General features: G+C 55.7%; 25 protein-coding genes and 2 pseudogenes. 14 read left to right on the forward strand and 13 right to left on the reverse strand.

What is annotated here, in order from left to right; all coding sequences use genetic code 11:
• Nucleotides 1–164 precede the first annotated feature (164 nt).
• The 10 genes and pseudogenes from FHC51_RS22870 to FHC51_RS00175 all read left to right on the forward strand — a co-directional run bounded on the left by FHC51_RS22870 (nt 165) and on the right by FHC51_RS00175 (nt 4,901).
• Nucleotides 165–560 carry a hypothetical protein gene (locus FHC51_RS22870; protein WP_255584713.1) on the forward strand — a complete coding sequence of 132 codons (396 nt, stop codon included), beginning with the start codon at nt 165–167 and terminating at the stop codon, nt 558–560.
• Nucleotides 561–820: 260 nt separating this feature from the next.
• A pseudogene (locus FHC51_RS00135) lies at nt 821–1,207 on the forward strand (Imm70 family immunity protein); the annotation flags it as partial.
• Between the two features lie 101 nt (nt 1,208–1,308).
• Nucleotides 1,309–1,641 carry a hypothetical protein gene (locus tag FHC51_RS00140; RefSeq protein ID WP_220434640.1) on the forward strand — a complete coding sequence of 111 codons (333 nt, stop codon included), beginning with the start codon at nt 1,309–1,311 and terminating at the stop codon, nt 1,639–1,641.
• Between the two features lie 188 nt (nt 1,642–1,829).
• On the forward strand, nt 1,830–2,162 hold the full coding sequence (locus FHC51_RS00145) for a hypothetical protein (protein WP_103822623.1): 333 nt from the start codon (nt 1,830–1,832) through the stop codon (nt 2,160–2,162).
• A 1-nt stretch (nt 2,163) separates the two neighbouring features.
• The gene (locus FHC51_RS00150) at nt 2,164–2,544 is read left to right on the forward strand and encodes a hypothetical protein (RefSeq protein WP_114385900.1); all 381 of its coding nucleotides are present in this window, start codon (nt 2,164–2,166) and stop codon (nt 2,542–2,544) included.
• Nucleotides 2,545–2,565: 21 nt separating this feature from the next.
• Entirely contained in the window at nt 2,566–2,982 is a 417-nt protein-coding gene (locus FHC51_RS00155) for an Imm63 family immunity protein (RefSeq protein WP_197080109.1), read from the forward strand.
• 86 nt (nt 2,983–3,068) lie between these two features.
• On the forward strand, nt 3,069–3,425 hold the full coding sequence (locus tag FHC51_RS00160) for a hypothetical protein (RefSeq protein WP_103822626.1): 357 nt from the start codon (nt 3,069–3,071) through the stop codon (nt 3,423–3,425).
• Between the two features lie 27 nt (nt 3,426–3,452).
• Nucleotides 3,453–3,719, forward strand: coding sequence for a hypothetical protein (locus FHC51_RS00165; RefSeq protein WP_255584714.1), 267 nt, complete (start codon nt 3,453–3,455; stop codon nt 3,717–3,719).
• 111 nt (nt 3,720–3,830) lie between these two features.
• The gene (locus FHC51_RS00170; protein ID WP_220434641.1) at nt 3,831–4,172 is read left to right on the forward strand and encodes a hypothetical protein; all 342 of its coding nucleotides are present in this window, start codon (nt 3,831–3,833) and stop codon (nt 4,170–4,172) included.
• Between the two features lie 168 nt (nt 4,173–4,340).
• Nucleotides 4,341–4,901 (forward strand): Ail/Lom family outer membrane beta-barrel protein, encoded by a 561-nt coding sequence (locus tag FHC51_RS00175; RefSeq protein WP_220434642.1) that lies wholly within the window; start codon nt 4,341–4,343, stop codon nt 4,899–4,901.
• A 92-nt stretch (nt 4,902–4,993) separates the two neighbouring features.
• On the opposite strand, the gene FHC51_RS00180 is transcribed toward FHC51_RS00175, so the two are convergent.
• Nucleotides 4,994–5,881 carry a LysR family transcriptional regulator gene (locus tag FHC51_RS00180; protein WP_220434643.1) on the reverse strand — a complete coding sequence of 296 codons (888 nt, stop codon included), beginning with the start codon at nt 5,879–5,881 and terminating at the stop codon, nt 4,994–4,996.
• A gap of 98 nt (nt 5,882–5,979) precedes the next feature.
• On the opposite strand from FHC51_RS00180, the gene FHC51_RS00185 reads away from it, so the two are divergent.
• Nucleotides 5,980–6,582: a short chain dehydrogenase gene (locus FHC51_RS00185; protein ID WP_220434644.1), complete on the forward strand. Its 603-nt coding sequence runs from the start codon at nt 5,980–5,982 to the stop codon at nt 6,580–6,582.
• A gap of 37 nt (nt 6,583–6,619) precedes the next feature.
• Here the strand turns inward: FHC51_RS00185 and FHC51_RS00190 are convergent, their stop codons facing one another.
• The 4 genes from FHC51_RS00190 to FHC51_RS00205 are packed head-to-tail and all read right to left on the reverse strand — an operon-like array spanning nt 6,620 to nt 10,593.
• Nucleotides 6,620–7,618, reverse strand: a complete 999-nt coding sequence (locus FHC51_RS00190; RefSeq protein ID WP_220434645.1) for a transketolase family protein — start codon at nt 7,616–7,618, stop codon at nt 6,620–6,622.
• Nucleotides 7,618–8,463, reverse strand: a complete 846-nt coding sequence (locus tag FHC51_RS00195) for a transketolase (RefSeq protein ID WP_220434646.1) — start codon at nt 8,461–8,463, stop codon at nt 7,618–7,620. The genes FHC51_RS00190 and FHC51_RS00195 overlap by 1 nt, the downstream gene beginning before the upstream one ends.
• 12 nt (nt 8,464–8,475) lie before the next feature.
• Complete coding sequence (locus FHC51_RS00200) at nt 8,476–9,225, reverse strand: SDR family NAD(P)-dependent oxidoreductase (protein ID WP_103822634.1); 750 nt, start codon at nt 9,223–9,225, stop codon at nt 8,476–8,478.
• A 36-nt stretch (nt 9,226–9,261) separates the two neighbouring features.
• A complete protein-coding gene (locus FHC51_RS00205) occupies nt 9,262–10,593 on the reverse strand; it encodes an MFS transporter (protein ID WP_220434647.1) in 1,332 nt (443 codons plus the stop codon).
• A 282-nt stretch (nt 10,594–10,875) separates the two neighbouring features.
• On the opposite strand from FHC51_RS00205, the gene FHC51_RS00210 reads away from it, so the two are divergent.
• Nucleotides 10,876–11,796, forward strand: coding sequence for a LysR substrate-binding domain-containing protein (locus FHC51_RS00210; protein WP_103180848.1), 921 nt, complete (start codon nt 10,876–10,878; stop codon nt 11,794–11,796).
• A gap of 541 nt (nt 11,797–12,337) precedes the next feature.
• Here the strand turns inward: FHC51_RS00210 and FHC51_RS00215 are convergent.
• The 6 genes and pseudogenes from FHC51_RS00215 to FHC51_RS00240 all read right to left on the reverse strand — a co-directional run bounded on the left by FHC51_RS00215 (nt 12,338) and on the right by FHC51_RS00240 (nt 19,955).
• The gene (locus FHC51_RS00215) at nt 12,338–13,726 is read right to left on the reverse strand and encodes an amidohydrolase family protein (RefSeq protein WP_220434648.1); all 1,389 of its coding nucleotides are present in this window, start codon (nt 13,724–13,726) and stop codon (nt 12,338–12,340) included.
• A 53-nt stretch (nt 13,727–13,779) separates the two neighbouring features.
• Nucleotides 13,780–14,726: pseudogene (locus FHC51_RS00220) on the reverse strand (carbamate kinase family protein).
• Entirely contained in the window at nt 14,723–16,276 is a 1,554-nt protein-coding gene (locus tag FHC51_RS00225) for a xanthine permease (RefSeq protein WP_220434649.1), read from the reverse strand. The pseudogene FHC51_RS00220 and the gene FHC51_RS00225 overlap by 4 nt, the downstream one beginning before the upstream one ends.
• An 11-nt stretch (nt 16,277–16,287) precedes the next feature.
• Nucleotides 16,288–17,703: a DUF1116 domain-containing protein gene (locus FHC51_RS00230; RefSeq protein WP_210406688.1), complete on the reverse strand. Its 1,416-nt coding sequence runs from the start codon at nt 17,701–17,703 to the stop codon at nt 16,288–16,290.
• Nucleotides 17,703–19,244: an acyl-CoA synthetase FdrA gene (gene fdrA, locus FHC51_RS00235; protein WP_220434650.1), complete on the reverse strand. Its 1,542-nt coding sequence runs from the start codon at nt 19,242–19,244 to the stop codon at nt 17,703–17,705. The genes FHC51_RS00230 and fdrA overlap by 1 nt, the downstream gene beginning before the upstream one ends.
• Nucleotides 19,245–19,349: 105 nt before the next feature.
• Entirely contained in the window at nt 19,350–19,955 is a 606-nt protein-coding gene (locus FHC51_RS00240) for an ankyrin repeat domain-containing protein (protein ID WP_220434651.1), read from the reverse strand.
• Between the two features lie 319 nt (nt 19,956–20,274).
• Between FHC51_RS00240 and FHC51_RS00245 the strand changes: the two genes are divergently transcribed.
• On the forward strand, nt 20,275–21,204 hold the full coding sequence (locus FHC51_RS00245; RefSeq protein ID WP_103822643.1) for a LysR substrate-binding domain-containing protein: 930 nt from the start codon (nt 20,275–20,277) through the stop codon (nt 21,202–21,204).
• Here the strand turns inward: FHC51_RS00245 and FHC51_RS00250 are convergent.
• Complete coding sequence (locus FHC51_RS00250; RefSeq protein WP_103822644.1) at nt 21,201–21,359, reverse strand: YqaE/Pmp3 family membrane protein; 159 nt, start codon at nt 21,357–21,359, stop codon at nt 21,201–21,203. The two genes, FHC51_RS00245 and FHC51_RS00250, sit on opposite strands and share 4 nt — an antisense overlap.
• Nucleotides 21,360–21,580: 221 nt before the next feature.
• On the opposite strand from FHC51_RS00250, the gene FHC51_RS00255 reads away from it, so the two are divergent.
• Entirely contained in the window at nt 21,581–21,760 is a 180-nt protein-coding gene (locus tag FHC51_RS00255) for a hypothetical protein (RefSeq protein ID WP_103822645.1), read from the forward strand.
• 45 nt (nt 21,761–21,805) lie between these two features.
• Here FHC51_RS00255 and stpA read toward each other — a convergent pair whose 3' ends face one another.
• Entirely contained in the window at nt 21,806–22,210 is a 405-nt protein-coding gene (gene stpA / locus FHC51_RS00260; protein ID WP_103822955.1) for a DNA-binding protein StpA, read from the reverse strand.
• Nucleotides 22,211–22,323 lie beyond the last annotated feature (113 nt).

A 22,323-nucleotide genomic window follows, 5' to 3' on the forward strand; every position in this document is an offset into this window, starting at 1 on the left:
ACGCACCACGCCTTCAGTAGCGGAGCAGGAAGGACATCTGATGGAAATGGAAGCCACGCAAGCACCTTAAAATCACCATCATACACTAAATCAGTAAGTTGGCAGCATTACCGGGTTTCGGAAAGACTGCTTAAGTCATATTCATTTTTACTTTGGCAATGAAGATGAATATTCACCGTTTACTGGTATATTCGGTGGTAGTATTGGCAAAGTGGCAACCGAGCAGCTACGGGGGCGACAGTGGGAGGGGTTGCTGGCAAAGAGTTAAAGATAAACTTAATAATGCAAAAAAGAAAAATGGAAAAATGGAAAAATTTAATATTAAGGATTTGGTTAAACTGGTTTGCGTATGTGTAAGTATATTGTTTATTGCGGTACTCATAAGCTATCTAATCGTTTCAGTAATCGTTTATTTTAAAATAAGTGTATTTGAGTTCGATTGGAGAGAAGCTTTCAGTGATGCCTTAAGGAAAGGCATCGCTGGCGGCTTAATACTTGCTTTCGGCATCTGGGTTAAAGCCAGGTTACAAGAGCGTAAAAAACAAAAAAGAAGCAGATAAATAAGTCAACAACAATCTCAGTCAGCAGACTGGGATTGTTGTAGAGAATAGCGCCCCTGGTGACATCGCCACGGGGCAAGTGCCGGGTAAACCCACCGAGCAGGTGGCCGAAGAGCAGGTGAAGGCCGAAAATGAACGCTATAAGCGCGAAAAATGTAGGAATACTTGCAGCGATGACTCTTGCAGAAGTTGGGCCAGCGTCTGATGTAAAAGGTTTTTTCAATGTGGTGCTCTCTTTATTATAAAACGGCACCAACGGTAGCAAATATCCTTGGATAATGAGAAAACTTTACCGTGGGTCTTTAGCTTATGATGAGCTTTACAAAGTCAAAAACGAGCTGGACTCCATTAAAAATGAATTCTCAGCAATATCACCTGATAATATTGAGTGGTCGACATTTGGGATAGTTAAAAATCACTCCAGATTAAACTTTGATGCTGGGAATTTGTTTTTAGTCTTTGAACGGTTCTTTAAAGCTTTTGAAGAAGCATTTACATGTTCAGAGGCTTACTATCAAGCTTTTAATGAATATATACCTGTAAGATTAGGGTTCAACGACGCGCCTTATTATATTGATGATGTGAATAGAACATCAGAGCAATACAATGCATCAGGCCCAAATGTTCCACCTTTCTGGTTACAATAATCAATATTAAGATAGCTCCAGTTTATTCTGGAACTGGAGCTACTCTATCAATGGCGAGCGCCCTATAGAAAAACCTGTATTAATGAACCGGGAGAGAAAGAATGAGAAATGATCAAGAGATTTATAAAGATATCGGTACTGTTTTATACAGTATTGCTCCCGACGAAGCTAAAAAGATCATTATGCGTGCAGAGTTGTCACCGGAAAACGATCATTGTAAATATGAATATGATTATCTTGATGATGCTGATGAAACTCAATGGTTGACGGCTGGTGGAAGGGCAAATACAGATATCCTTCGTTATCTGGTAGAGCTTCGCAACTACTATATTGAAAACAATCTGACCAATGGCCGCCCTGCATGGCATGGATGTGAAGTTACGCTGGATATTGAAAAAATGAAACTCAATATAGACTTCCGCTACGATGATTAGGCATCAACGCTCCCTCTCCTGGCACCGGGAGCATGCTATCAGACGTGAACCCATTGCCCTCCTGGCAAAATGCGTTGTTCGAGGGGGCGTGTTATCGATGGTATCACTTGAACCGATTTAGTATTGATGTTCTATTTTAAGCATCGCTATCGAGCTCATATGAGCTAATTTATCTGTCAGGAGGAATGATGCGCGAATCCCAGGATATTTATAATGACATTGGTGCGGTATTGCTTTCGATCGCGCCTGAGGATGCGGTAGAAATCATTCTGAACGCAAAGTTAGAACCTGAAAGCGACTGCGGTGAGTTTACTTATGACTATGTCGATAAACAGGGAAACCAGCATTGGGTTACTGAAACAGCGGATGCCAGTGCAAGACTTTTAGATCTTTTGGTCGAACTGAGGAATTTCTTCGTTGATAACGTTCAATCACTCGAAAAGCCGTTCTGGCAGGGCTGTGAGGTAACGGTAAACGTTGAAACACTCAGTATTAATATTGACTTTAAATATGAGGACTAAAATGTCTAATTTTTTGAAAAAAGTCTTATCCGGTTGCGGCGGTCAATTTTGTCTAAAAGAAGATGGCATATACACGTTCGATCCAGAGACAGGCGCTTTTGATTACCTTGCTCCAGATATCAATGAATGGTGTAAACATATTCTTGAAGACTATGAGGTATTAACGGGCTACCCACTGGCAAACGCATGGCAGAAGAAGTATGGTTCAATACCAGCGGGCTATCGCCTGGTTCCAAAAATTCCGTTTGTAGTGGGTGGCGAATATGAGCCAGATAATCTTTATTTAGAAAAATCGACAATAGCAATGAAAGCAAGAGCCAATATTGCATTGCAAATAAGAGACGTTCCTGATGGTAGCAATATCCAGTTAACGTTAAAATAGTGTGCAGTGAGGTTCAATAATATGTTAGTCAACATTGATGAAATACAAAAACAAGTTAATGAAATTATTTTACGAGCAGGCTTTCCAAAACATTCAGTTAATCTGTGTTCTGCTCCCTATGGCGATGGCACTCCCTATATTTCATTCGAAAATAGTTCATATAACTATATTTACTCAGAAAGAGGGTATGAGTTCTCCCGAAAAGTCACTCACTCTTTAAACACGCTGCTTTATTGGATAATCTCCGAATTTGCCTATAAGATTGCATACCAGTATGAGTTAGATCACAGGGTTGAAGGCAGAGATGGAAGGCGCATCGCTTTTCCAAAATTTATTGAAATAATGGCAAATATGAACCCAGCCTGGGAGTCAGAAGCACGAAATGAAATTCAAAATATTCTGGTTGAAGCACCCTATGACGATAGCCTCTATACATAGTTGAGGGCAGCATCGCATCAGCACCGACGCAGAAAATGTCTGCTCATTTTGACAAGGTAATGGCTATCAATCACAGGGAGTCGCAAATGAAAATATTCCCCATCCTGTTCTGTTTCATGCTCAGCGGCTGTGTTGTTGGCAATATGGATTCAACCGACTATCAATACGTGCGCTATGCGCAAACGTTTCAGAAGCCGGGTGCAGGCGGTTACACCGATAATGAACAGCGTAAAGCCGATCTCTATAGCTGTGGCGTACCTAAAAATGCCAATCTTGATGATGGTAGCTGGAACGGTGGCAGCGCCCGCCCGGAGCAAACGCTTCAGGAGATCGTTGCCAGGAACGAAAAAATTTCAGGCTGTATGAAAAGTAAAGGCTACAAGGTGTACGGTTACGATGCATGTGGCCCACTTAAAGCGCCGACCGGCCTTTGCCCTAATTAATACGATTTGTCACCCCAGGATGAAAATATGCGCGAATCCCAGGCTATTTATAATGATATTGGCTCGGTCTTAGTTGCCGCTGCGCCCGATAACGCCGCAACCGTCATCGTGCGTGCTGAGCTGTCGCCCGAAAATGATCACTGCAAATGTGAGTTTGATTATGTGGACAGCACCTCAGGTGAGACAAACTGGTTTACTGCAGGCGCACAGGCCAATGCTGATTTGCTGGACCTTCTGGTTGAGCTGAGGACATTTTTTGTTAATAACATCTCCTCAAAACAGCCTTCGTTCTGACATGCCTGCGAAATAACGGTCGATGTTGAAACGCTCAGAATCAAGATTGATTTTAAGTATGCTGATTAACAGATAATAATCTTGCACTAAATAAAACTTCAGGACAAATAAATGAGCGACTTAGACGATCTGCATAATAAAATTGGTCAATTACTGGTTGATGCCGGTCCTGCTGAGGCGAAGAAAATCATTGCTCGCGCAAAATTAGCCCAAGATGGCGAGTCCTGTGAATATGAATATGATTATGTTGATCAGCAGGATAACCTGGACTGGTTCGTGCCGGATAAGCTCGCCAGTTATCATCTTCGGCTCCTGTTAGTTAACCTGCGGGACTATTATATTCAGAATAATATGATGCAGGCTAAAGCGCCCTGGACAGGTTGCGATATCACCGTTGAAATACCCACAGAGAAAATAAGCATCAGCTTTAAATATGATGCCCTACCAATATAGGGGAGGCAAATTCCAGGACTATTCTGGCCTTTAAGATTATTCCCTATTTCATCACCCACCAAAAAAACCAACAATTTTATCGCCTTAATTTGCAGTGGAATATCTTCAGCCTGACGGATGGGGATCTGTGGCATTACACATAAAAAATGACAACAAGGATTACGGAAAATGAAAAAACTCTCTCTGGCGGTATGCGTTGCGGCGAGTCTGGCAAGCGGCGCTGCTCTGGCGGATAATCAGACCGTTTCTGTGGGTTACGCGCAGAGTAACGTTGAAGACTTCAAAAATATCCGCGGCGTGAACGTTCAGTATCGCTATGAGTGGGATTCCCCGGTCAGCCTGATGGGTTCATTCACCTATATGAGCGGCGATCAGGACGAGCATTATTATCTCTTCTCTGACTCCGTTAAAAACCACATTGAAGTGAAATATTACTCCCTGATGGCAGGCCCGGCGTATCGCCTGAATGATTTCGTTTCCCTGTATGCGCTGGGCGGCGTGGCGCGCGTGAAAGCAGACGGCCACACCACCTGGGTGAACGGCGGCGACAACTATACCCAGCGTGACGGCATCGATGAGAAATCCACCTCTTTCGCTTACGGCGCGGGCGTACAGTTCAACCCAACGCCTGAGCTGGCGATCCACGTCGGTTACGAAGGCACCACGGCCGACCTGGGCGACGATTATGGGATCGACGGCTGGAATGTGGGCGTAGGTTACCGTTTTTAATTGGTGCGGCCTGATGCCGGGTGGCGGCGATGCCTTACTCGGCCTACGGTCTGAAGGTTTTGTAGGCCCGGCAAGCGCAGCGCCGCCGGGCGTTACAAACCGCACTGTGCCTGCATAATATGCTCAATAAACCGCGTGAGTTTCGGCAACGGACGTAGATCCTGACGCCATAACAGGTGTACCGGTCGGGGTTGTGGTGTGTAACCTTCTAAAACGCGTATAAGCCGCCCATTCGCCAGTTCGTCCGCCACCAGCACCTCCGGTTGCAACATTAATCCCCCGCCGGCAATCGCCGCCATCCGCAGGCCATACCCGTCGTTACAGCGCAGGATCGCATCGCGCTTCCAGCGCACCTCCCCCTCCATGCCCGGCAGTCGCCACTCGTTGCGCGCGGTCCAGACGGTGTGGGAGAGACAAAGATGCTCCACAAGATCGTCCGGCGTTTGCGGCGTGCCGTGGCGGGCTAAGTAGTCCGGCGCGGCGCAGATCACCATCCGGTACGGGCAAAGGTATTTCGCCACCAGATCCTCGGTGTGGATGTCGCCAATGCGGATCGCCAGATCTACCCCCTCCTCCACCAGATCGACCATCCGGTTAGTGAGATCCAGCTCGACGCGCACCTCAGGGAAACGCTGCAAAAAGGTGGCGGTCAGCGGGGCAATCACGCACCCGCCGAACGAGGTGGGCGCGGTTACCCGTAGCGTGCCCGCGGGCGCGGTACGCAGACGCTCCACCGAACGTTCAGCGATGGCGACCTGCTCGATAACCCGCTTTGCCTCCTCAAACCAGACCCGCCCGGCGTCGGTCAGGCTCTGGCGGCGGGTATTGCGCTCCAGCAGCCGGGTGCCAAGCTGCGCCTCCAGCCAGGCGATATACTTCCCGACCATCACCGCCGACATCTCCAGCCGGGCGGCGGCACCGGTAAAGCTGCCGCTCTCCACTACCGCGATAAAGGTCTCCATGCCGCGAAGCTTATCCATATTGCAAACCTCTGGTTAATAATGATCTAACTTTAGCCCAGTTTATCCGCCCTCTGGTTTGTTAAACAATCAAGGCTCACAACACAGAGGAGTCGGCTATGAAAATCGTCATTATTGGTGCCAGCGGTACGGTCGGTCAGGCCGTTACAGAAGAGCTAAGTCGTCGTCATGAGGTCATTCGCGTGGGTCGTACGAAAGGCGATCATCAGGTGGATATAACCTCGCAGGCCAGCGTGCAGGCGCTGTTCGAAAAGATCGGTCCGGTGGATGCGATTGTCTCCGCCAGCGGCGGGCTGCACTTTGGCCCTCTGTCGACCATGACCGACAGCGAGTTTAACCAGGGATTGCAGGACAAATTGCTGGGCCAGGTGCGGCTGGCGCTCACCGGGCAGCACTATCTGAATGAAGGCGGGTCAATTACGTTAATCAGCGGCATCGTCGCCCACGAGCCTATCGCCCAGGGGGTGAATGCCACCACGGTAAACGCCGCGCTGGAAGGCTTTGTCCGCGCCGCCGCCTGCGAACTGCCGCGCGGGATCCGCATCAACCTGATTAGCCCGACGGTACTCACCGAATCGGCAGAAGCCTACGACGGTTTCTTCCCGGGGTTCGAAAGCGTGCCCGCCGCAACTGTCGCCCAGGCCTATCGCCGCAGCGTGGAAGGGGTACAGAGCGGGCGGATCTATAAGGTGGGTTACTGATGATATCCGGGGCGAGTCGGCCTCGCCCCGGTCAGGATCAGAGCCTGCGGCGGATTTTTTCCACCATCGCCGCGGTGGAGATCCCGTAGCGGTCGTGCAGGGTCGGCAGCGCCCCGGCGTCGAGGAAGGCGTCCGGCAGCGCGACGGTATCAAAATCGACATGCACCCGGTTGCGCATCAGCAGTGACGCCACCGCCTCGCAGAGGCCACCCACGCTGCTGTGGTTTTCCGCCACCACCACCAGCCTGCCCGGCTTCGCCGCCTGCGCCAGAATGGTCTCCTCGTCCAGCGGCTTGATGGTGGGCGAGTGCAACACCGCCACGCTGATGTTGTCCTTACGCAGCTGCTTCGCCGCCTCCAGCGCCCGCATGGTCATCAGGCCGGAGGCGATAATCAGCACATCGCTCCCCTCCTCCAGCAGCGCGGCTTTGCCGATTTTGAACTGATAGTTGTACTGGTCCAGCACCACCGGCACCTTGCCGCGCAGCAGGCGCATATAGACCGGGCCATCGTGATCTGCCATGGCCGGTACCGCCTGCTCGGTGTCTATCGCGTCACAGGGATCGATAATCGTCATCCCCGGAATGCCGCGCATGATGGCGAGATCTTCCGTCGCCTGATGGCTGGGGCCGTAACCGGTGGTCAGCCCCGGCAGCGCCGCGCAGATCTTCACGTTCAGATGCTCTTCGGCAATCACCTGATGAATAAAGTCATAGGCGCGGCGGGTGGCAAACACCGCATAGGTGGTGGCGAAGGGAATAAAGCCCTCTTTCGCCATCCCGCCCGCGGCACCCATCAGCAGCTGCTCCGCCATCCCCATCTGGAAGAAGCGCTCGGGGTGTGCCTGGGCAAAGATATGCAGGTCGGTGTATTTCGACAGATCCGCCGTCATGCCGACGATCTCCGGGCGCTGCTCCGCCAGCTTCACCAGCGCGTGGCCGAAAGGCGCGGCGCGGGTCTCCTGCCCCTCTTCGGCAATTGAGGCGATCATCGCCGAGGTGGTTAAACGCGGTTTTTTCTCGGTGGTCTGGCTCATCACTGCACTCCTTCCGGTTTGTTCGCGTCCAGCACCGCGAGCGCTTTTTGCCACTCGTCAGCATCCACGCGGATAAAATGGTTCTTGTCGCGCTGCTCAAGGAAAGGCACCCCCTTGCCCATCAGGGTGTCGCAAAGAATGACGCGGGGCTGATTCTCCGGATAGCGCTTCGCGTTATCGAACGCCGCCACCAGCGCCGGCACGTCGTTGCCGTTGACCCGCTGCACGTACCAGCCAAACGAGGTCCACTTATCTTCCAGCGGCTCAAAGCCGAGGATTTTGTGGGAGTTGCCGTCGGCCTGCTGGCGGTTGATATCCACCAGCACGATCAGGTTCGACAGGCCGTGGTGGGCGGCGGACATCGCCGCTTCCCAGGTGGAGCCCTCATCCAGCTCGCCGTCGGACATGGAGTTCACCACCCACGCCTCACTCCCCTTGTGCTTCAGCCCCAGGGCCATGCCCACGCCGATGCTCAGGCCCTGTCCCAGCGAGCCGCCGGAGATCTCCATGCCCGGTGTGTAGGTAGCCATGCCGGACATCGGCAGGCGGCTGTCGTCGGCGCCGTAGGTCTCCAGCTCCTCTTCGGGAATAATGCCCGCCTCGATCAGCGCCGCGTAGCAGGCGATGGCGTAGTGGCCGTGGGAGAGCAGAAAGCGGTCGCGCCCTTCCCACTCCGGCTCATCGGCTCTGAAGGTCATGCCGTGGGCAAAGGCGGTGGCCAGCACGTCCGCGTAGCCCAGCGCCTGGCCGATATAGCCCTGCCCCTGAACTTCACCCATCCGCAGGGCGTAGCGGCGGATGCGCCATGCTGCGGCGGCGACCTGTTGAATCGTGGTATCAGTCATAATCCTGTCTCCTTAGTGGATCAGCATGCCGCCGTTGACGTCGAGGGTGATGCCGGTGGAGTAAGAGGAGAGATCGCTGCCGAGGAACAGCGCGGCGCGGGCGATATCCTGCGCGTCGCCGAGGCGGTTTAGCGGAATGCCAGCCAGAATGGCGGTTTTCATCTCGTCCGAAAGTTTGCCGGCGGTGATGTCGGTCTGGATCAGCCCCGGGGTAATGCAGTTAACCCGCACGTTGTCTGGCCCCAGCTCGCGGGCCATCGCCTTCGCCAGCCCCAGCACGCCCGCTTTGGCGGCACTGTAGTGCGGCCCGCCGAAGATGCCGCCGCCGCGCTGGGCCGACACCGAGGAGATGCAGACGATGCTGCCGGACTGCTGGCCGCGCATGGTGGGAATAACGGCCTGGGACATTAAGAGCGTGCCGCGCAGGCTGACGTCCAGCACCGCGTCATAGTTTTCCCGCTTAATATCCATCAGCTTGATCGGCTGGGTGATGCCAGCGTTATTCACCAGAATATCGATGCGCCCGTATTTGCCCAGCACCTGCTCGATGGCGGCATTCACCTGCAGCTCGTTGCTGACGTTCGCCGCCAGCCCCAGATGCCCCTCGCCCAGGCTTGCCGCCGCCTGCTTACTGGCCTCTGCATCTAAATCAATAATGACCACTTTCGCGCCCTGTTCGGCATAGAGTTTTGCCGTGGCGAACCCCAAACCGCGTACGGAAGCCGCGCCGGTAATAACGGCGACTTTATCTTTCAGTAGCATATATTTACTCCATAATATTGAGAGGTGTTTAATTTATTATTTCGGTTCTTCCAGCAGGGTGATCATTAATAAGCCAACGGCTGCGCAAATACCGAAATAAATAAAGACGGAATTAAAACTTCCTGTTTTATCCAGCAGATAACCCGCCAGCATTGGCGAAACAAATCCACCGAGATTACCGCCGCTGTTAATAATGGACGCGGCGATGGGATAGGTTTTACTGTCCGCTACCGCCATGCCGTAGGCGGTAAAAGCGGGCCAGCCGATATTCAGACACAGGCCAACAAAGAAGAGCCCCACGCACACCGCCACGGTGCTTTGCGGAATATTGAGCATGATGACCATCATCAATACGGTGCTGATGGCGGTAAACATCATGGTCGGCTTACGTCGGCGCCCCAGCAGCTTGTCCGACACGTAGCCGCCGAAAATCGCCCCGATAAAGCCGCCGATGCAGGGCATGCTGGCGACCAGCCCCATGCTCATGAAGGTAAAGCCTTTCTCTTTGACCAGGTAGAGCGGGATCCAGGTCAGCAGGCCGTAAAGCACGCTTACCATCATGAAGTAGGCCACGCAGTCGCCGAGAATATTCTTCGAGGTAAAGAGCCCTTTCACCGTCTCTATCGGGGCCAGATCGCGCACGCGGATCAGCCGGTCGAGGCGGTTGAAGCGCGGTTCAATCACGATGTTTTCCCGGCGGGTTTCCGCTGCGTTTTGCCCCCCGACAATGGTCTCCAGCTCAGCTTTAGAGACCATCGGGCTCTCTGCGGGACGGGTACGCACCAGCAGATACCAGAGCACGGCAATCACCAGCCCCGGAATGGCGAAGGAGAAAAAGACCCAGCGCCAGCCCCAGGTCATGGCGATCCACACCGCCAGCGGCGGCACCAGAATGGGGGCGAACATGGTGGCGGCGATATAGACGCCGGTGGCAGTGGCTTTCTCCTTCGGCGGGAACCAGTTATTGATGGTGGAGGCCAGCCCTACCGGGCAGGGGCCTTCCGTCAGGCCGAGCCCGAGGCGGATAAACTTCAGCCCCAGCACCGAGGTGGCGGTGCCCATCAGCCAGGTGAAGGCAGAGAAGCCAAATATCGACAGGGCCACCATGCCGCGAATGCCTTTTTTAGCAATAAAAAAGCCCGCCGGGATCTGGCTCAGGGCATAGCCTAAAAAAAACATGCTGGCGATGGCGCCGGCCTCGAAATTATTGATATGAAATTCATCGATGATAAAGGGAAGCACGGCGCCAATATTGGTTCTGTCTGCATAATTAATGGCATACACAATAAATATTAACGCCAGCACCACGAAGCGGTAATTGGTTTTTTTTGTGGCTATGTAGGGGACAGCTTGTTCTATACGAGACATGTTTTACCTCATTATTCGAACAACGTGAGTCGTTTTAATTTCGCGTTCGAACTCAATATATCGGCTTACGTTTGAAACACCATTCAATAAAACTCATTTATTGCTGAGATAAATTTGATTCGCGAAGCGCGTCATAAAAATAACGGCTTCGTTTATGGGGATATAGGTTTTTTAAAAAATGTGGCGGGGATCCTGTTTAATCCATTCAGCCGCAATAATATTGCCGGTGCAGGGCCAGGATGTTATGTTTTTTTACCGCAACATCCTCAAGGAGGACCGGTTATGCCCGCGCAGGATCGCCAGACGCTCCCCATCCCTTCGCTGCGAAACATTCAGTCTTTTATCGCGGTCGCCAACTCCCTGAGCATTCACCTGGCGGCCGAGCAGCTTAACGTCACCCCCTCGGCGGTGAGCCATCAGATCGCCTCTCTGGAGTCCTGGATGGGCAAAAAGCTGTTTATCCGCAGCGGCAAGGGGGTCACCCTTACGCCTACCGGCGAGAAGTATCTGCGGGAGGTCTCGGCGGCAATGAGCGCCATCGGGCGCGCCACCGAGCAGGTGATCAAAGAGAAGGAGAACGCGGTGCTGCGCGTACACTCCTCCCCGACCTTCGGTTTATCCTGGCTGCTGCGCCGCCTGGGCAAGTTCCGCGCCGAATATCCCGATATCATCCTCAACCTCACCTGCTCTTATGAGAACCTGCAGTTCGCCCGGGATAACATCGACATCGATATTCGCCACGGCATCCCGGACTGGGACGCCTATCGGGTGATGACCATTAAGAATGACGCGCTGGTGGTGCTGGCCTCGCCGGATTACCTGCGTGAGCACCCCGTACAGTCACCGCAGGATCTCTTACAGCAGGCGCTGATTTCATCCACCAGCACCCTGGTGAACTGGGAGAAGTGGTTTGCCTGGCACAATATCGACCGGCCCTGGCTCAACTTCAGCCTGAGCTTCGATCGCTCCTATATGAGCTTTGAGGCGGCGCGCATGGGGCTGGGATTTATTCTTGAAAGCAAGATGATGGCTACCGATCATCTGAACGATGGCTCGCTGGTGCAGGTCCTGCCGGACAGTATGGGGATCGCCATCAACGCTCATCATCTGGTGATGCCGCACATGAACGAGCGCAGCTGGAAGATCCAGCAGTTTGTCGAGTGGATTGACCGGGAGTTGCGGCTGTCGGGGTATCATCTGTAACGCCGGGTGGCGGCTTCGCCTTACCCGGCCTACAGAACGTGCGGCCTGATGCCCTCACCCCAATCCTCTTCCACAAGGCTGAGGAATCCCCGGTAATTTTATTGCCTTTAAAGCAATGAAATAATCACATTAAAATAAATAAATTACAGCGACTCCCTGGTCCGGCTGAAAATCGCCGAAGCGTTTCCGGAAGGCCGGGGCGAGGCGCAGGGACGCGCCGAGAGGGCATAGCCTGCAGGGATGCAGGCTGGTGCCCGACCCGAAAGCCTGAAGGAATAAGCTGAGGGGACCGCGAAGCGGCGATTTTCTTTGCCGGGAGCCGGGGTTGCCAGGGGGGAGGCGGCGAGCCCCCCTGGCACGTTCACTGGTTCAGGCGTATCAGAGAAGCAAGGAACGTGAGGTGAACGGAACCCCCTCTTGAGTCGCATGCTCCCCCTCAGCCCACAGGGTGAGTACGCAAACACTAAAAACGGTAACTGGCGCTACCGTTTTGCTTTTACCTTGTAGGCCGGGTAAGGCGTAGCCGCCACCCGGCACAACATCACCCCACCGTGCCCCACACCAGATTCCCGTTATGGAAGGTCGCGGTACGCGGGGAGATGCGCGCCACCGCTTCGGCGGAGCAGGAGGCGTCCACCAGCACAAAGCTGGCAGCGTCCTGGGCTTTCGGCCAGACGCGTTCGCCTTTATCGTTCAGCGGCAGCACGTCGCCAGTGGCGATACCCAGCGCGCGGGAGAGCGTCTGCTCGTTCGGGCGGATATAGAGCTGGGCGTAGAGATTCGCTTTCTCCAGCATGTCCCCTAGGCCATACGGCGACCAGTGGTCGATCACGCTGTCGGTGCCGGTCATGACAAACACGCCTTTGTCACGCAACTGCTTGAGCGGCATGTGGAGCGTGCCAATCGGCACCGTAGAGGCGATCGTCACCTGCTGCGCCGCCATGCGGGTGGCGATCTCATCCACCTGGTGCTCGTTCATCGTCGCCAGCGCAAAGGCGTGGCTGATGGTCAGCTTACCCTTCAGCGCCGGAGTCTTCTCTACGGTCTGCACCATGTAGTTCACCGCCGCCACGCCCGCCGGGCTGGTTTCGTGCAGGTGGATATCCACCCCTCTGTCGTAATCGAGCGCAATCTGGAACATCAGGTCGAGGGATTTCTCCATCGCTCCGTCAACGCTGGTGGGATCCAGCCCGCCGACGTAGTGCGCCCCGGCCTGCATCGCCTCACGCATCAGCTTTTCAGCATTTGAGAGCAACAGGCCGTGCTGCGGGAAGGCGACAATCTCACAGTCAAACCCGGGTTTACGTCGGGCCAGTACCGCCTGTAAATTTTCCAGGTTTTTTAATCCGGAGGTCGGCTCGATATTGCAGTGGCTGCGGGCGATGGTGGAGCCCTTCGACTGGATCAGATCGATCATTTTTTCCGCCCGCTCCCGGGTATAAGGTTGCAGCTCCGGGAGCAGCTTTTGCTCCAGGCGGATCATATCCTGAATGGTGGTGCCCGCCGGGCGGTTGAGCGAGCGCCACGGGCCGCCGTAGAAGGTCTTATCCAGATGGATGTGCATATCGCGCATCGCCGGTAACAGCAGTTTGCCGCCCGCATCGTAGTGCGGCAGCGTGGCGTCGGCGTGGCTGTTGTTGTCGCGCAGGGCGGCGATTTTGCCGTCCTTGATCTCCAGCGTTTTCAGCTCGGTGCGGGTGCTGACGGCCACGTCGCCGTCAAAGTTAAACCCGGCCTCCAGCAGCACGTTGTCCAGATAGTAGTGTGTCGCGGTGATGTTCATCGGTTTGCCCGTCTCGCAGGTCGCTTTTGCGGTGTCAGCAGCATACGCGACGGAGCCAGCAGTGCCAAACAGGGCGCAGGCGGTTGCAGCGGTGGCGATTTTGCCGCTCTGGCTGAGAAACTCCCGGCGGCTTTTATTCTCACTCATTGTCTTGTCCTTTTACTTACGCATTCACACAGCGGGCGGGAAGCCCGCCAGGGTTAAGCCACAATATGGGTTCCGGTTTCACCACGCAGGGCTGCGGGCAGGCAGTCCGGCGAGGTGATGATCACCCGCTTGCCGCCGTGGTGCAGAAATTCCAGCGAGGCCACAATTTTCGGCAGCATGCTGCCCGCCGGGAAGTGCCCCTCTTCCATGTAGCGCGTCATCTGCGCCACGTTGACGGTGTCCAGCGCCTGCTGGTCTGGCTTGCTGAAGTTATGCACACTCTCTCCACACCGGTGGTGATCACCAGTACGTCGGCGCGGATCTCCCGCGCCAGCAGCGCGGTAGAGAGATCTTTGTCGATCACCGCATCCACGCTCTGGTAGTCGCCCTGTTCGGTACGCACCACCGGAATGCCGCCACCGCCCGCGCCAATCACCACAAAGCCTTGTTGCGTGAGGGCCTTGATGGCATCCGCCTCAACGATGCGTAGCGGCTGGGGCGAGGCCACCACCCGGCGGTATCCGCGGCCTGAATCCTCGACGAAATGCCAGTCGGGATGGGCGCGTTGCAGCTCATCGCGCTGCGTCTCGCTGAAAAACGCCCCAATGGGCTTGGCAGGATGGGTAAAGCCGGGATCGTTTTTATCCACCTCCACCTGGGTGACCACCGTGACCGCTTTCTGCTCACCGCGGGCGGCAAGGCGGTTATTCAACGCCTGCTGGATCAGGTAGCCGATGCCGCCCTGGGTATCGGCCACGCAGTTTGCCAGCGGGGTCAGCGGCAGCCCTTCCCGCTCGTGCGCAATCTCGGCGCGGCGCAGATCCAGCCCCACCTGGGGGCCGTTGCCGTGGGTGAGTACGATGTCGTAGTCGGAAGCCAGCATCTCCAGCACCGACTCGGCCACCGCTTTCACCGCCTGCGCCTGGTGCTCAATCGACTGGCTAGCGTTATCTTTGATAATGCTGTTGCCACCAATGGCAACGACCATAAGCTCTTTCATACGTTGTCCTTTATAACGGTGCCCGACGTCGCGCTTGCCGCTTCGCGGCTATCCAGAACATGCTTCAGCACAAACATGCCGCTCATCATCAGGTAAGCCAGCACAAAGGTCAGCGAGCTGCCCTCGGCGAAGCCCACCACCGGGGCGTGGATCACCCCGAACAGCGCCAGCAGCGCACCGACCGCGGCGGCAACGGCACCGCGAAGCGGCTTATTGATGATGGCGAAGATGGCGATACAGCCCCACAGCATGCTGGCGAGCGGTGCGCCGTTGCCGAGATGCATCAGCCCTTCGTAGTAAATCCCTTTGCTGTGCAGCACGTCGGTGCCGATTTTCGCCGCGTTGGTGCCCGCCGCGCCCATCACGCTGTTCATCATGGTCAGCGCCCAGTTGGCGATCCACGGGAACAGACAGATAAAGATGACGGGTACCTCCACTTTGGGCGTCTCCCTCACCACCTGGTTGGCGGTAACCACGCCGATAAAGACCAGAATCGGCACGATGGCGGTCATCGGGATGATGGCGAGCATAAAGGCCCCCAGCCCGAACAGCGGCACGATAAACATGGTGACGCCGGAGGCCAGCGTATAGCCGATGCTCGCGCCCATCGCTTTCCAGCCTGCGTGGCCGACGTAGACCGTCACCGGGAACGGGTTCCCCATCAGGCAGCCAAGCATGGACGAGAGCCCGTTGGCCAGCATCACCTTGCGGGTCGGGTATTCGTCCCCCGCCGCGTGGGCGCTTTCGATGTTCTCCAGGTCAAAGATGTAGTTCGCCAGCCCCAGCGGCACGGCAGAGGCCAGATACGGCAGTGCGTGCGGCAGACCCTGCATAAAGCTGTCGATATGCACTTCCGGCGGGTTAAAGCCGAAGGAGGACATCGACGCCTTGATCGCTTCCGGGCTTTGCAGGCCGGAGATCCACGCCAGTGCCGTACCGGCGATCAGCAGCAGGAGACCGGTGGGGATGCGGGCGAAGATCGGCTTTTTACCAAACCAGTTAATGAAGATCAGCAGCAGGACGATAAAGGAGACCGTCGGCGCTTCGAACGCCTGCAACATCGGGTTCATCGCCAGCAGCAGCAGACCCAGACCGGAGAGGCACGAGAGCAGCACGGTACGCGGGATCATCTTGCGGATGGTTTCGCCGAGGAAGGAACCGCCCGCGAGGATCATCGCCTCCACGAAGCACCACACCAGACCAATCTGGATGGCGAAATCCGCGTCACCGGTCTGCTGGTAGACCGGCATCAGCACCAGAAAGGTGACGGTGAAGATCGAGGGCGCGCTCGGCCCTGACGGCAGTGCAGTCACATCGTTACGCCCGGTCTGGCGCGCCATCTGTAAACCAAACCACGCATAGCAGATGCTCGCCACCAGTACCGCCAGCCCGAAGGCTGGCGCAATACGTCCATAAACAATCTCTTTCGGGATGCCGACGACAAAAATGAGCAGCCCCATCATGGTCAGCAGGTTCGTCAGGTTGTTGGTCATCAACCCGAAGTACGCCGCCCAGTCACCTCTTTTCCACTCCAGTTTCATGCTTTTCATGGATGCTTACCTTAAAGGAAATAGCGATCGCGGAAGGCTAACAGCGCCTTTTCAAAACAGCTAAATGGCGGATGAACGATCCCGGCACCAATCATGCCGATGCCCGCATCTTTATGGGCAATGGCGGTGTTGATCACCGGCAGAATACCGCTGCCCGCCACGCGGGTGATGTCAATGGCGGTGGGAACGCCCATAAACGAGAGCAGCGGAATGGTGACGTTCGGGTTTTCGCCCAGCGTGATCTCGCGCATCTGGCGGGAGAAGTCGATGGCTTCTTCCACCGTACCGCCCACCAGGGCGACAATCGCCGGGGCCGTCGCCATCGCAAAACCGCCAATGCCGTAGGTTTCGGTGATGGCGCTGTCGCCGATATCCAGTCCGGAGTCTTCCGGCTTGTATCCCGCGAACATCGGGCCAATCACCTGCTGCGCCGGACCGGTGAACCACTGCCCCGGCAGGCCGGAAACGCGCAGGCCGAACTCGTAGCCGTTGCGCGCCATGGTGGTGACCACGGTGCTGTACTCGATGCCGTGGGCGGCATCCAGCGCGGCCTTACACATCGCCATCCAGGTCGGGCCGGAGAAGTAGTCGCTGCTGGCGACGAATTCAAACACCTGCCGCTGCTGCTCCACCGGATAGCCCGCCTGGATCAGCCCCGGGGTTAAGGCCTGAATCAACAGCGTGGTGCCGGCGTTGTTGCGGTTGTGGCACTCGTCGCCCATGTGCAGCGCCTGAGCCAGCATCAGGCGCAGGTCGATTTCGCCGATGATTTTCATGGCGTCGCGCAGCATCGGGCCGAGCACGTCGCGCATCCAGTTCAGACGGTCGATCACGCTCTGGTCATTGGCCCCCATGCGCAGGATCTTCGCCATCTGTTCGCTGAGGTTGGTGAAGGCGCGGTTGCCGTAGGTTTTGTTCTCGACGATGTGCATAAACATCGACGCCGAGGTGACGCCCGCCATCGACCCCACGCAGTCGTGCTCGTGGCACGGCGAGAAGGTGATCTCCCCGGAGGCCGCCAGTCGTGCCGCCTCTTCCAGATCCCTGGCTAAACCTTCAAACACCAGCGCCCCGGTGACCGCTCCTTTCATCGCCCCGCACATGTTTTCCCATGCCACCGGCGGACCGGCATGTAGAATGGTGGTGCGGGTCATGCCTGGCACGACGTTGATCGCCTGGTCATAACCCACCAGCACCGGATGCGACTGAATAATGCGTTCAAGGGCAACCTTGTTAGCCGCGGCGATCTTCTCCGCCAGCGATTTTTCAGCCAGCTGATCGAGGGCTTCAACGACCTGCATATTGCCCTGCCCCGGCGGGGTCCAGTCGAGATGGGTGACCGGAACGTGCTGCTTCTTGAGATCGTCGCTGAACAAGGCGATGCCGACGTTAATGACGTTTAGCGGCTGGTTAAATAAGGTGGTCATCAGGCTTTCTCTCCTTTGAAGACAAATTCACGTGCCAGTAATCCGGTGTTGGTGCTGCTGCTGGCCCAGATGACGCCCGCGTCGGTGAGCCGCTGGCACTGCTGCGCCAGAGACTGGGGATCCTGGTCGGTGCCGAGCACATAGCCGAGGATGACCAGCGGTCGGTTATCGGCTTTCGCGATCGCCTGCGCCTCCTGGATCGCCTCGATCATCACCCCTACCGGATCGTCATGCGATCCAAAGCCGAGGACGAAATCCATCACGATCACACCCACTTCCGGATCGCGTGCCTCCTGCAACAGGCGGCTGATGCGGTTGGTCGGGTCGATCATCGGGTGCGGTTTGCCGTTGGTGAAATTGTCATCGCCGAAATCGAGGAAGGTATGGGCCTGGCTGACGTTAATGTCCTTCAGGCGTTTAGCCGGGTCCGGCTGGATGTTGCTCCAGACGTCGTCATATTTTTCCAGCGCGGCGAACATCGCTTCGTCGCACAGGGTACCGCCGCAGAACAGGCCGCGAATGTACTTCTGCTGCGGGGTCAGATGGGCGCGCACCTCTTCAATCAGCGGCCAGTTAAGCGGGTGCAGATCGAGGGACTCTTTTTTGATGCCGGTGAGCAGGACCGCCTTCAGTGCCGCCTCTTTGGTGCCGCGGGCAAACACTAATCCCGCTTCATCGGCGGGGGGTTCATTGCGGCCGAGGAAACAGACTACGACCGGTTTGCGGCAGGCACGGGCGCGGGCCAGCACCTTTTCCGCCACCGCAGGCGCAGGCGGTTTGGAGATCAGGGCGATGACCTGGGTGGCGTCGTCCGCTTCCAGCATGGCGATAGCATCAAGCATCATCAGGCCGCCGATTTTTTCGCTCAGGTCGCGACCCCCTGTGCCGATCAGCTGGGAGATGCCACCCCCGAACTCGTGGATGCGCGCGCTCAGCTCCTGGCTGCCGGTGCCGGAGGCGCCGACGATGCCAATGGATCCGCGACGGACCGCGTTGGCGAAGCAGAGCCCTGCCCCGTTAATGATGGCGGTACCGCAGTCCGGCCCCATCATCAGCAGCCCTTTTTCATGGGCCAGCTGCTTGAGCGCCAGCTCATCGTCGAGGGAGACGTTATCCGAGAAGAGCATTACGTTGAGGTTGTTCTCCAGCGCCTGCCGCGCCTCGCGGGCGGCAAAGGTGCCGTTGACCGAGATCACCGCCAGGTTGGCGTCCGGGCGGTGGGTTTTGGCGCTGGCGAGCGTGGCGTAGCGCGATTCGTGTGAGCCTGCGCTCTCTTTGCGGGTAAACAGGGCTTCGATGGCGGCCAGGGTGTCGTCGTTAGCGGCCTCGCCTTTAATCACAATCATCAGATCGCCGTTTTTGGCGTCTTCTAATTCCGGCGTCAGCAGGCCGAGATTTTTTAATACGCCTTTATTCATTTCGGTGGCCATAGCAACAAAGGCCTGCTCCACGCCGGGCAATTTGTTGGCTTTGGTGGAAACCGACATCAGCGAAACAGAATCAAAATAAGTGTTCTTTTTTATCACGATTTTGGTGGGCATTACGTCCTCCTGAATGCGGGCAAAAGGGGGCCACATCACGCCCGAAGGCATGACGGGAAGAGCTATTTTTATTTCAGGCCAGCGCGAAACGGCTGGCCGGGAGTATTACGCGCCGGCGGCGATCAGCAGGTCGGCAATTTCGCTGAAGCCTTTTTCCCGCGCCAGTTCGAGGGGGGATTTGCCGTATTTATCGGTCATGTGCGGGTTGGCGCCGTGGTCGAGCAGTAGCTTCACGATCGCCTGCTGGCGAGGGCCGCCGTCATTTAACACAATGGCTTCGAGCAGCGGGGTCCAGCCGACAAAGTTGGTGTGGTTAACGTTGATGTCGGTGCGGGCCAGTAGCTCTTGTACCACCTCCAGATGCCCTTTCTCGCTGGCCGGGGTGATCCCCACCCCGCCAAAACGGGTCAGCCTGTCGAGATCCGGGTTGGCCGGTAGCACAAGACGCAGCAGGGTGAGATCGTTGGTCAGGCAGCTAATCAGGAACGGGTTGAAACAGGTCTGATCCTGCTGGTCGATATTTGCGCCAGCGGTAATCAGCCGCTCCACGCAGGAATAGTGTTTATTCAGGCTGGCGATAATAATGGCGGTTCTTTTCTGCCGGTTGGTGGCATTTATATCCACCCCTTTTTCCAGACAGGCGTTTAATGCCGCGACATTCCCCTGCTCGGCGGCTAACAGAAATTCAGTAACGAGTTCATTGCTGGACATATCCACACTCCGGGTTTTCCTTTCTGATGGAGTGAGCATAGCAATGGCCTGGTCAGAAAAGAATCCGCTTAAAAATGATTCATCGACAGCGAATTCATTGTTGAGTTAAATTTAACAGTCCGGTCAAAACGTGCGTCTGTGCAACCTTTTCCTTATGTTTTACCGCTTTTTAGGCCCTTAAGCTGCATTCTGCTTATGTTTACGCAGGCCTTGCGCTGCGGGGCTCGCAGCAAATTAGCAGAACTGTGACCGGCTTCAAATGAGTTGTAACCGCGTTGTTAAAATATGTTCAAAACTGATGGGTGCCGGGAGCCATAATATGAATTCCATCTTTACCGAAGAGAACCTGCTGGCGTTTACTACCGCGGCCCGCTTCAGCAGCTTCAGCAAAGCGGCTACCGAGCTGGGGGTCACCACCTCGGCCATCAGTTACACCATCAAGCGGATGGAGACCGGCCTCGACGTGGTGCTGTTTGTGCGTAACACCCGCAGCATCGAACTCACCGAATCGGGCTTTTACTTTTACCGTAAGGCAGTAGACCTGCTGAATGACTTCCACGCCATCAAACGCGGGATAGATACTATCTCCCAGGGCATTGAGACGCGGGTGCGGATCTGCATCAACCAGCTGCTCTATACGCCGCGCCACACCGCCCGCCTATTGCAGGTATTAAAGAAACAGTTCCCCACCTGTCAGATCACCGTCACCACCGAGGTGTATAACGGCGTCTGGGATTCGATCATCAATAATCAGGCGAACATCGCCATTGGCGCGCCGGATACCCTGCTGGACGGCGGCGGGATCGATTACACCGAAATTGGCGCGATCCGCTGGGTGTTTGCCATCGCCCCGGACCATCCGCTGGCGCTGGCCCCGGAGCCGCTGGCCGAGAGCCAGTTGCGCCTGTATCCCAACATCATGGTCGAAGACACGGCCCATACCATTAACAAGAAAGTGGGCTGGCTGCTGCACGGCCAGGAGGCGATCCTGGTCCCGGATTTTAATACCAAATGCCAGTGCCAGATTCTGGGCGAGGGGATCGGTTTTTTACCGGAACATATGGCGAGAGAGGCAGTCGAGGCGGGGCTGCTGGTGACGCGGCGCATCAATAACCCGCGCCAGGACTCGCGCATGCTGCTTGCCACGCAGCATGCGGCAACCGGTCTGGTCACCCGTTGGATCAAACAGCAGTTTGCGCCCCAGGGGGTGCTGACCGGAATCTACAGCGATTTACTGTGGCGGGATTAGCTGCGGCTTTGCACCCAAAACGCATGGATAAGGCCGGGGATGTAGCCCAGTAGCGTCAGGATGACGTTGAGGATAAAGGCCCAGCCAAACCCTTTGCCCAGCAGCACGCCAAGCGGGGGAAGCAGGATGGTAATTACGATACGCCAGAAACCCATAGATTCTCCATACAAGCAGTCAGGTCATTGTTAAAAAAGAGATTTTAACTTTAAGGGTAGCGAGTCTACGCACGGCTGCCAGCGTTGGCGTGAAGTTTTACCCTCTTTTACCCTCTTTACACAGGTTTAGGCTGGCGATTAAGGGGTAATCCGCCCGCCGCGCTGTACCGCGGCCTGCGCCTGGGCTAAGCTCGGAATTCATCCATCATAAGGAGGTAACTATGTTTTCTGTTGGCGATCTCGTACAGCCGCGCATGGGCGGACCAAAACTTAAAGTCATCGAAGTGCATGAAGATCAGATTGTGGCGGTGCAGGCAGGTAACGAACAGGGAGATAAATACACCCTGAAAGCAGCGGATGTGGCGCTGTATAAAGAAGATGGCGATTTCGGCGTCTGCTAAGCGCCGGTGCTGCCGGGCGGCGTGAATCCGCCCGGTCTGCGCGGATTAAATCAGGAAATCATCCAGTGATTTACCCTCTGCCAGCGCAAGGGAGATAGGCTTCGGCGTACGGCCCTGGCCGGTCCAGGTTTTTTCAGTGCCATCGAGATCGGTATAGCGATATTTTGCAGCACGTGGTTTGCGCTTTTTCGGCTGCGCGCTGGCGCTCAGCAGCTCCGAACCCAGCAGGTCTTCTGCCGAAATACCGTCAGCTTTCATCATCTCCAGCAGAGCGCTAATTTTCTGCTGCTGCTCGGCACGTTGCTGTTCAATCTCAGCCTGCTCATTACGTTTTTCTTCCGTGACAATGCGCAGCTTTTCGAGCATATCTTCCAGCACGTCCAGAGAGAATTCACGCGCCATCGCGCGAAGTGAACGGATATTATTAAGATTATGTAACATTGAAGTCATGTAATATGAAAACCTTTTCAAAGTCGTCTGAATAATCAATACCGGCTCATGGTAATTCATTTGTTTATAAACATCCAGACGATACCGCACGAAAATATAATTCAGGTCAAACA

The organism is Leclercia sp. EC_58 (genome assembly GCF_019584355.1).
Classification (GTDB): domain Bacteria; phylum Pseudomonadota; class Gammaproteobacteria; order Enterobacterales; family Enterobacteriaceae; genus Enterobacter.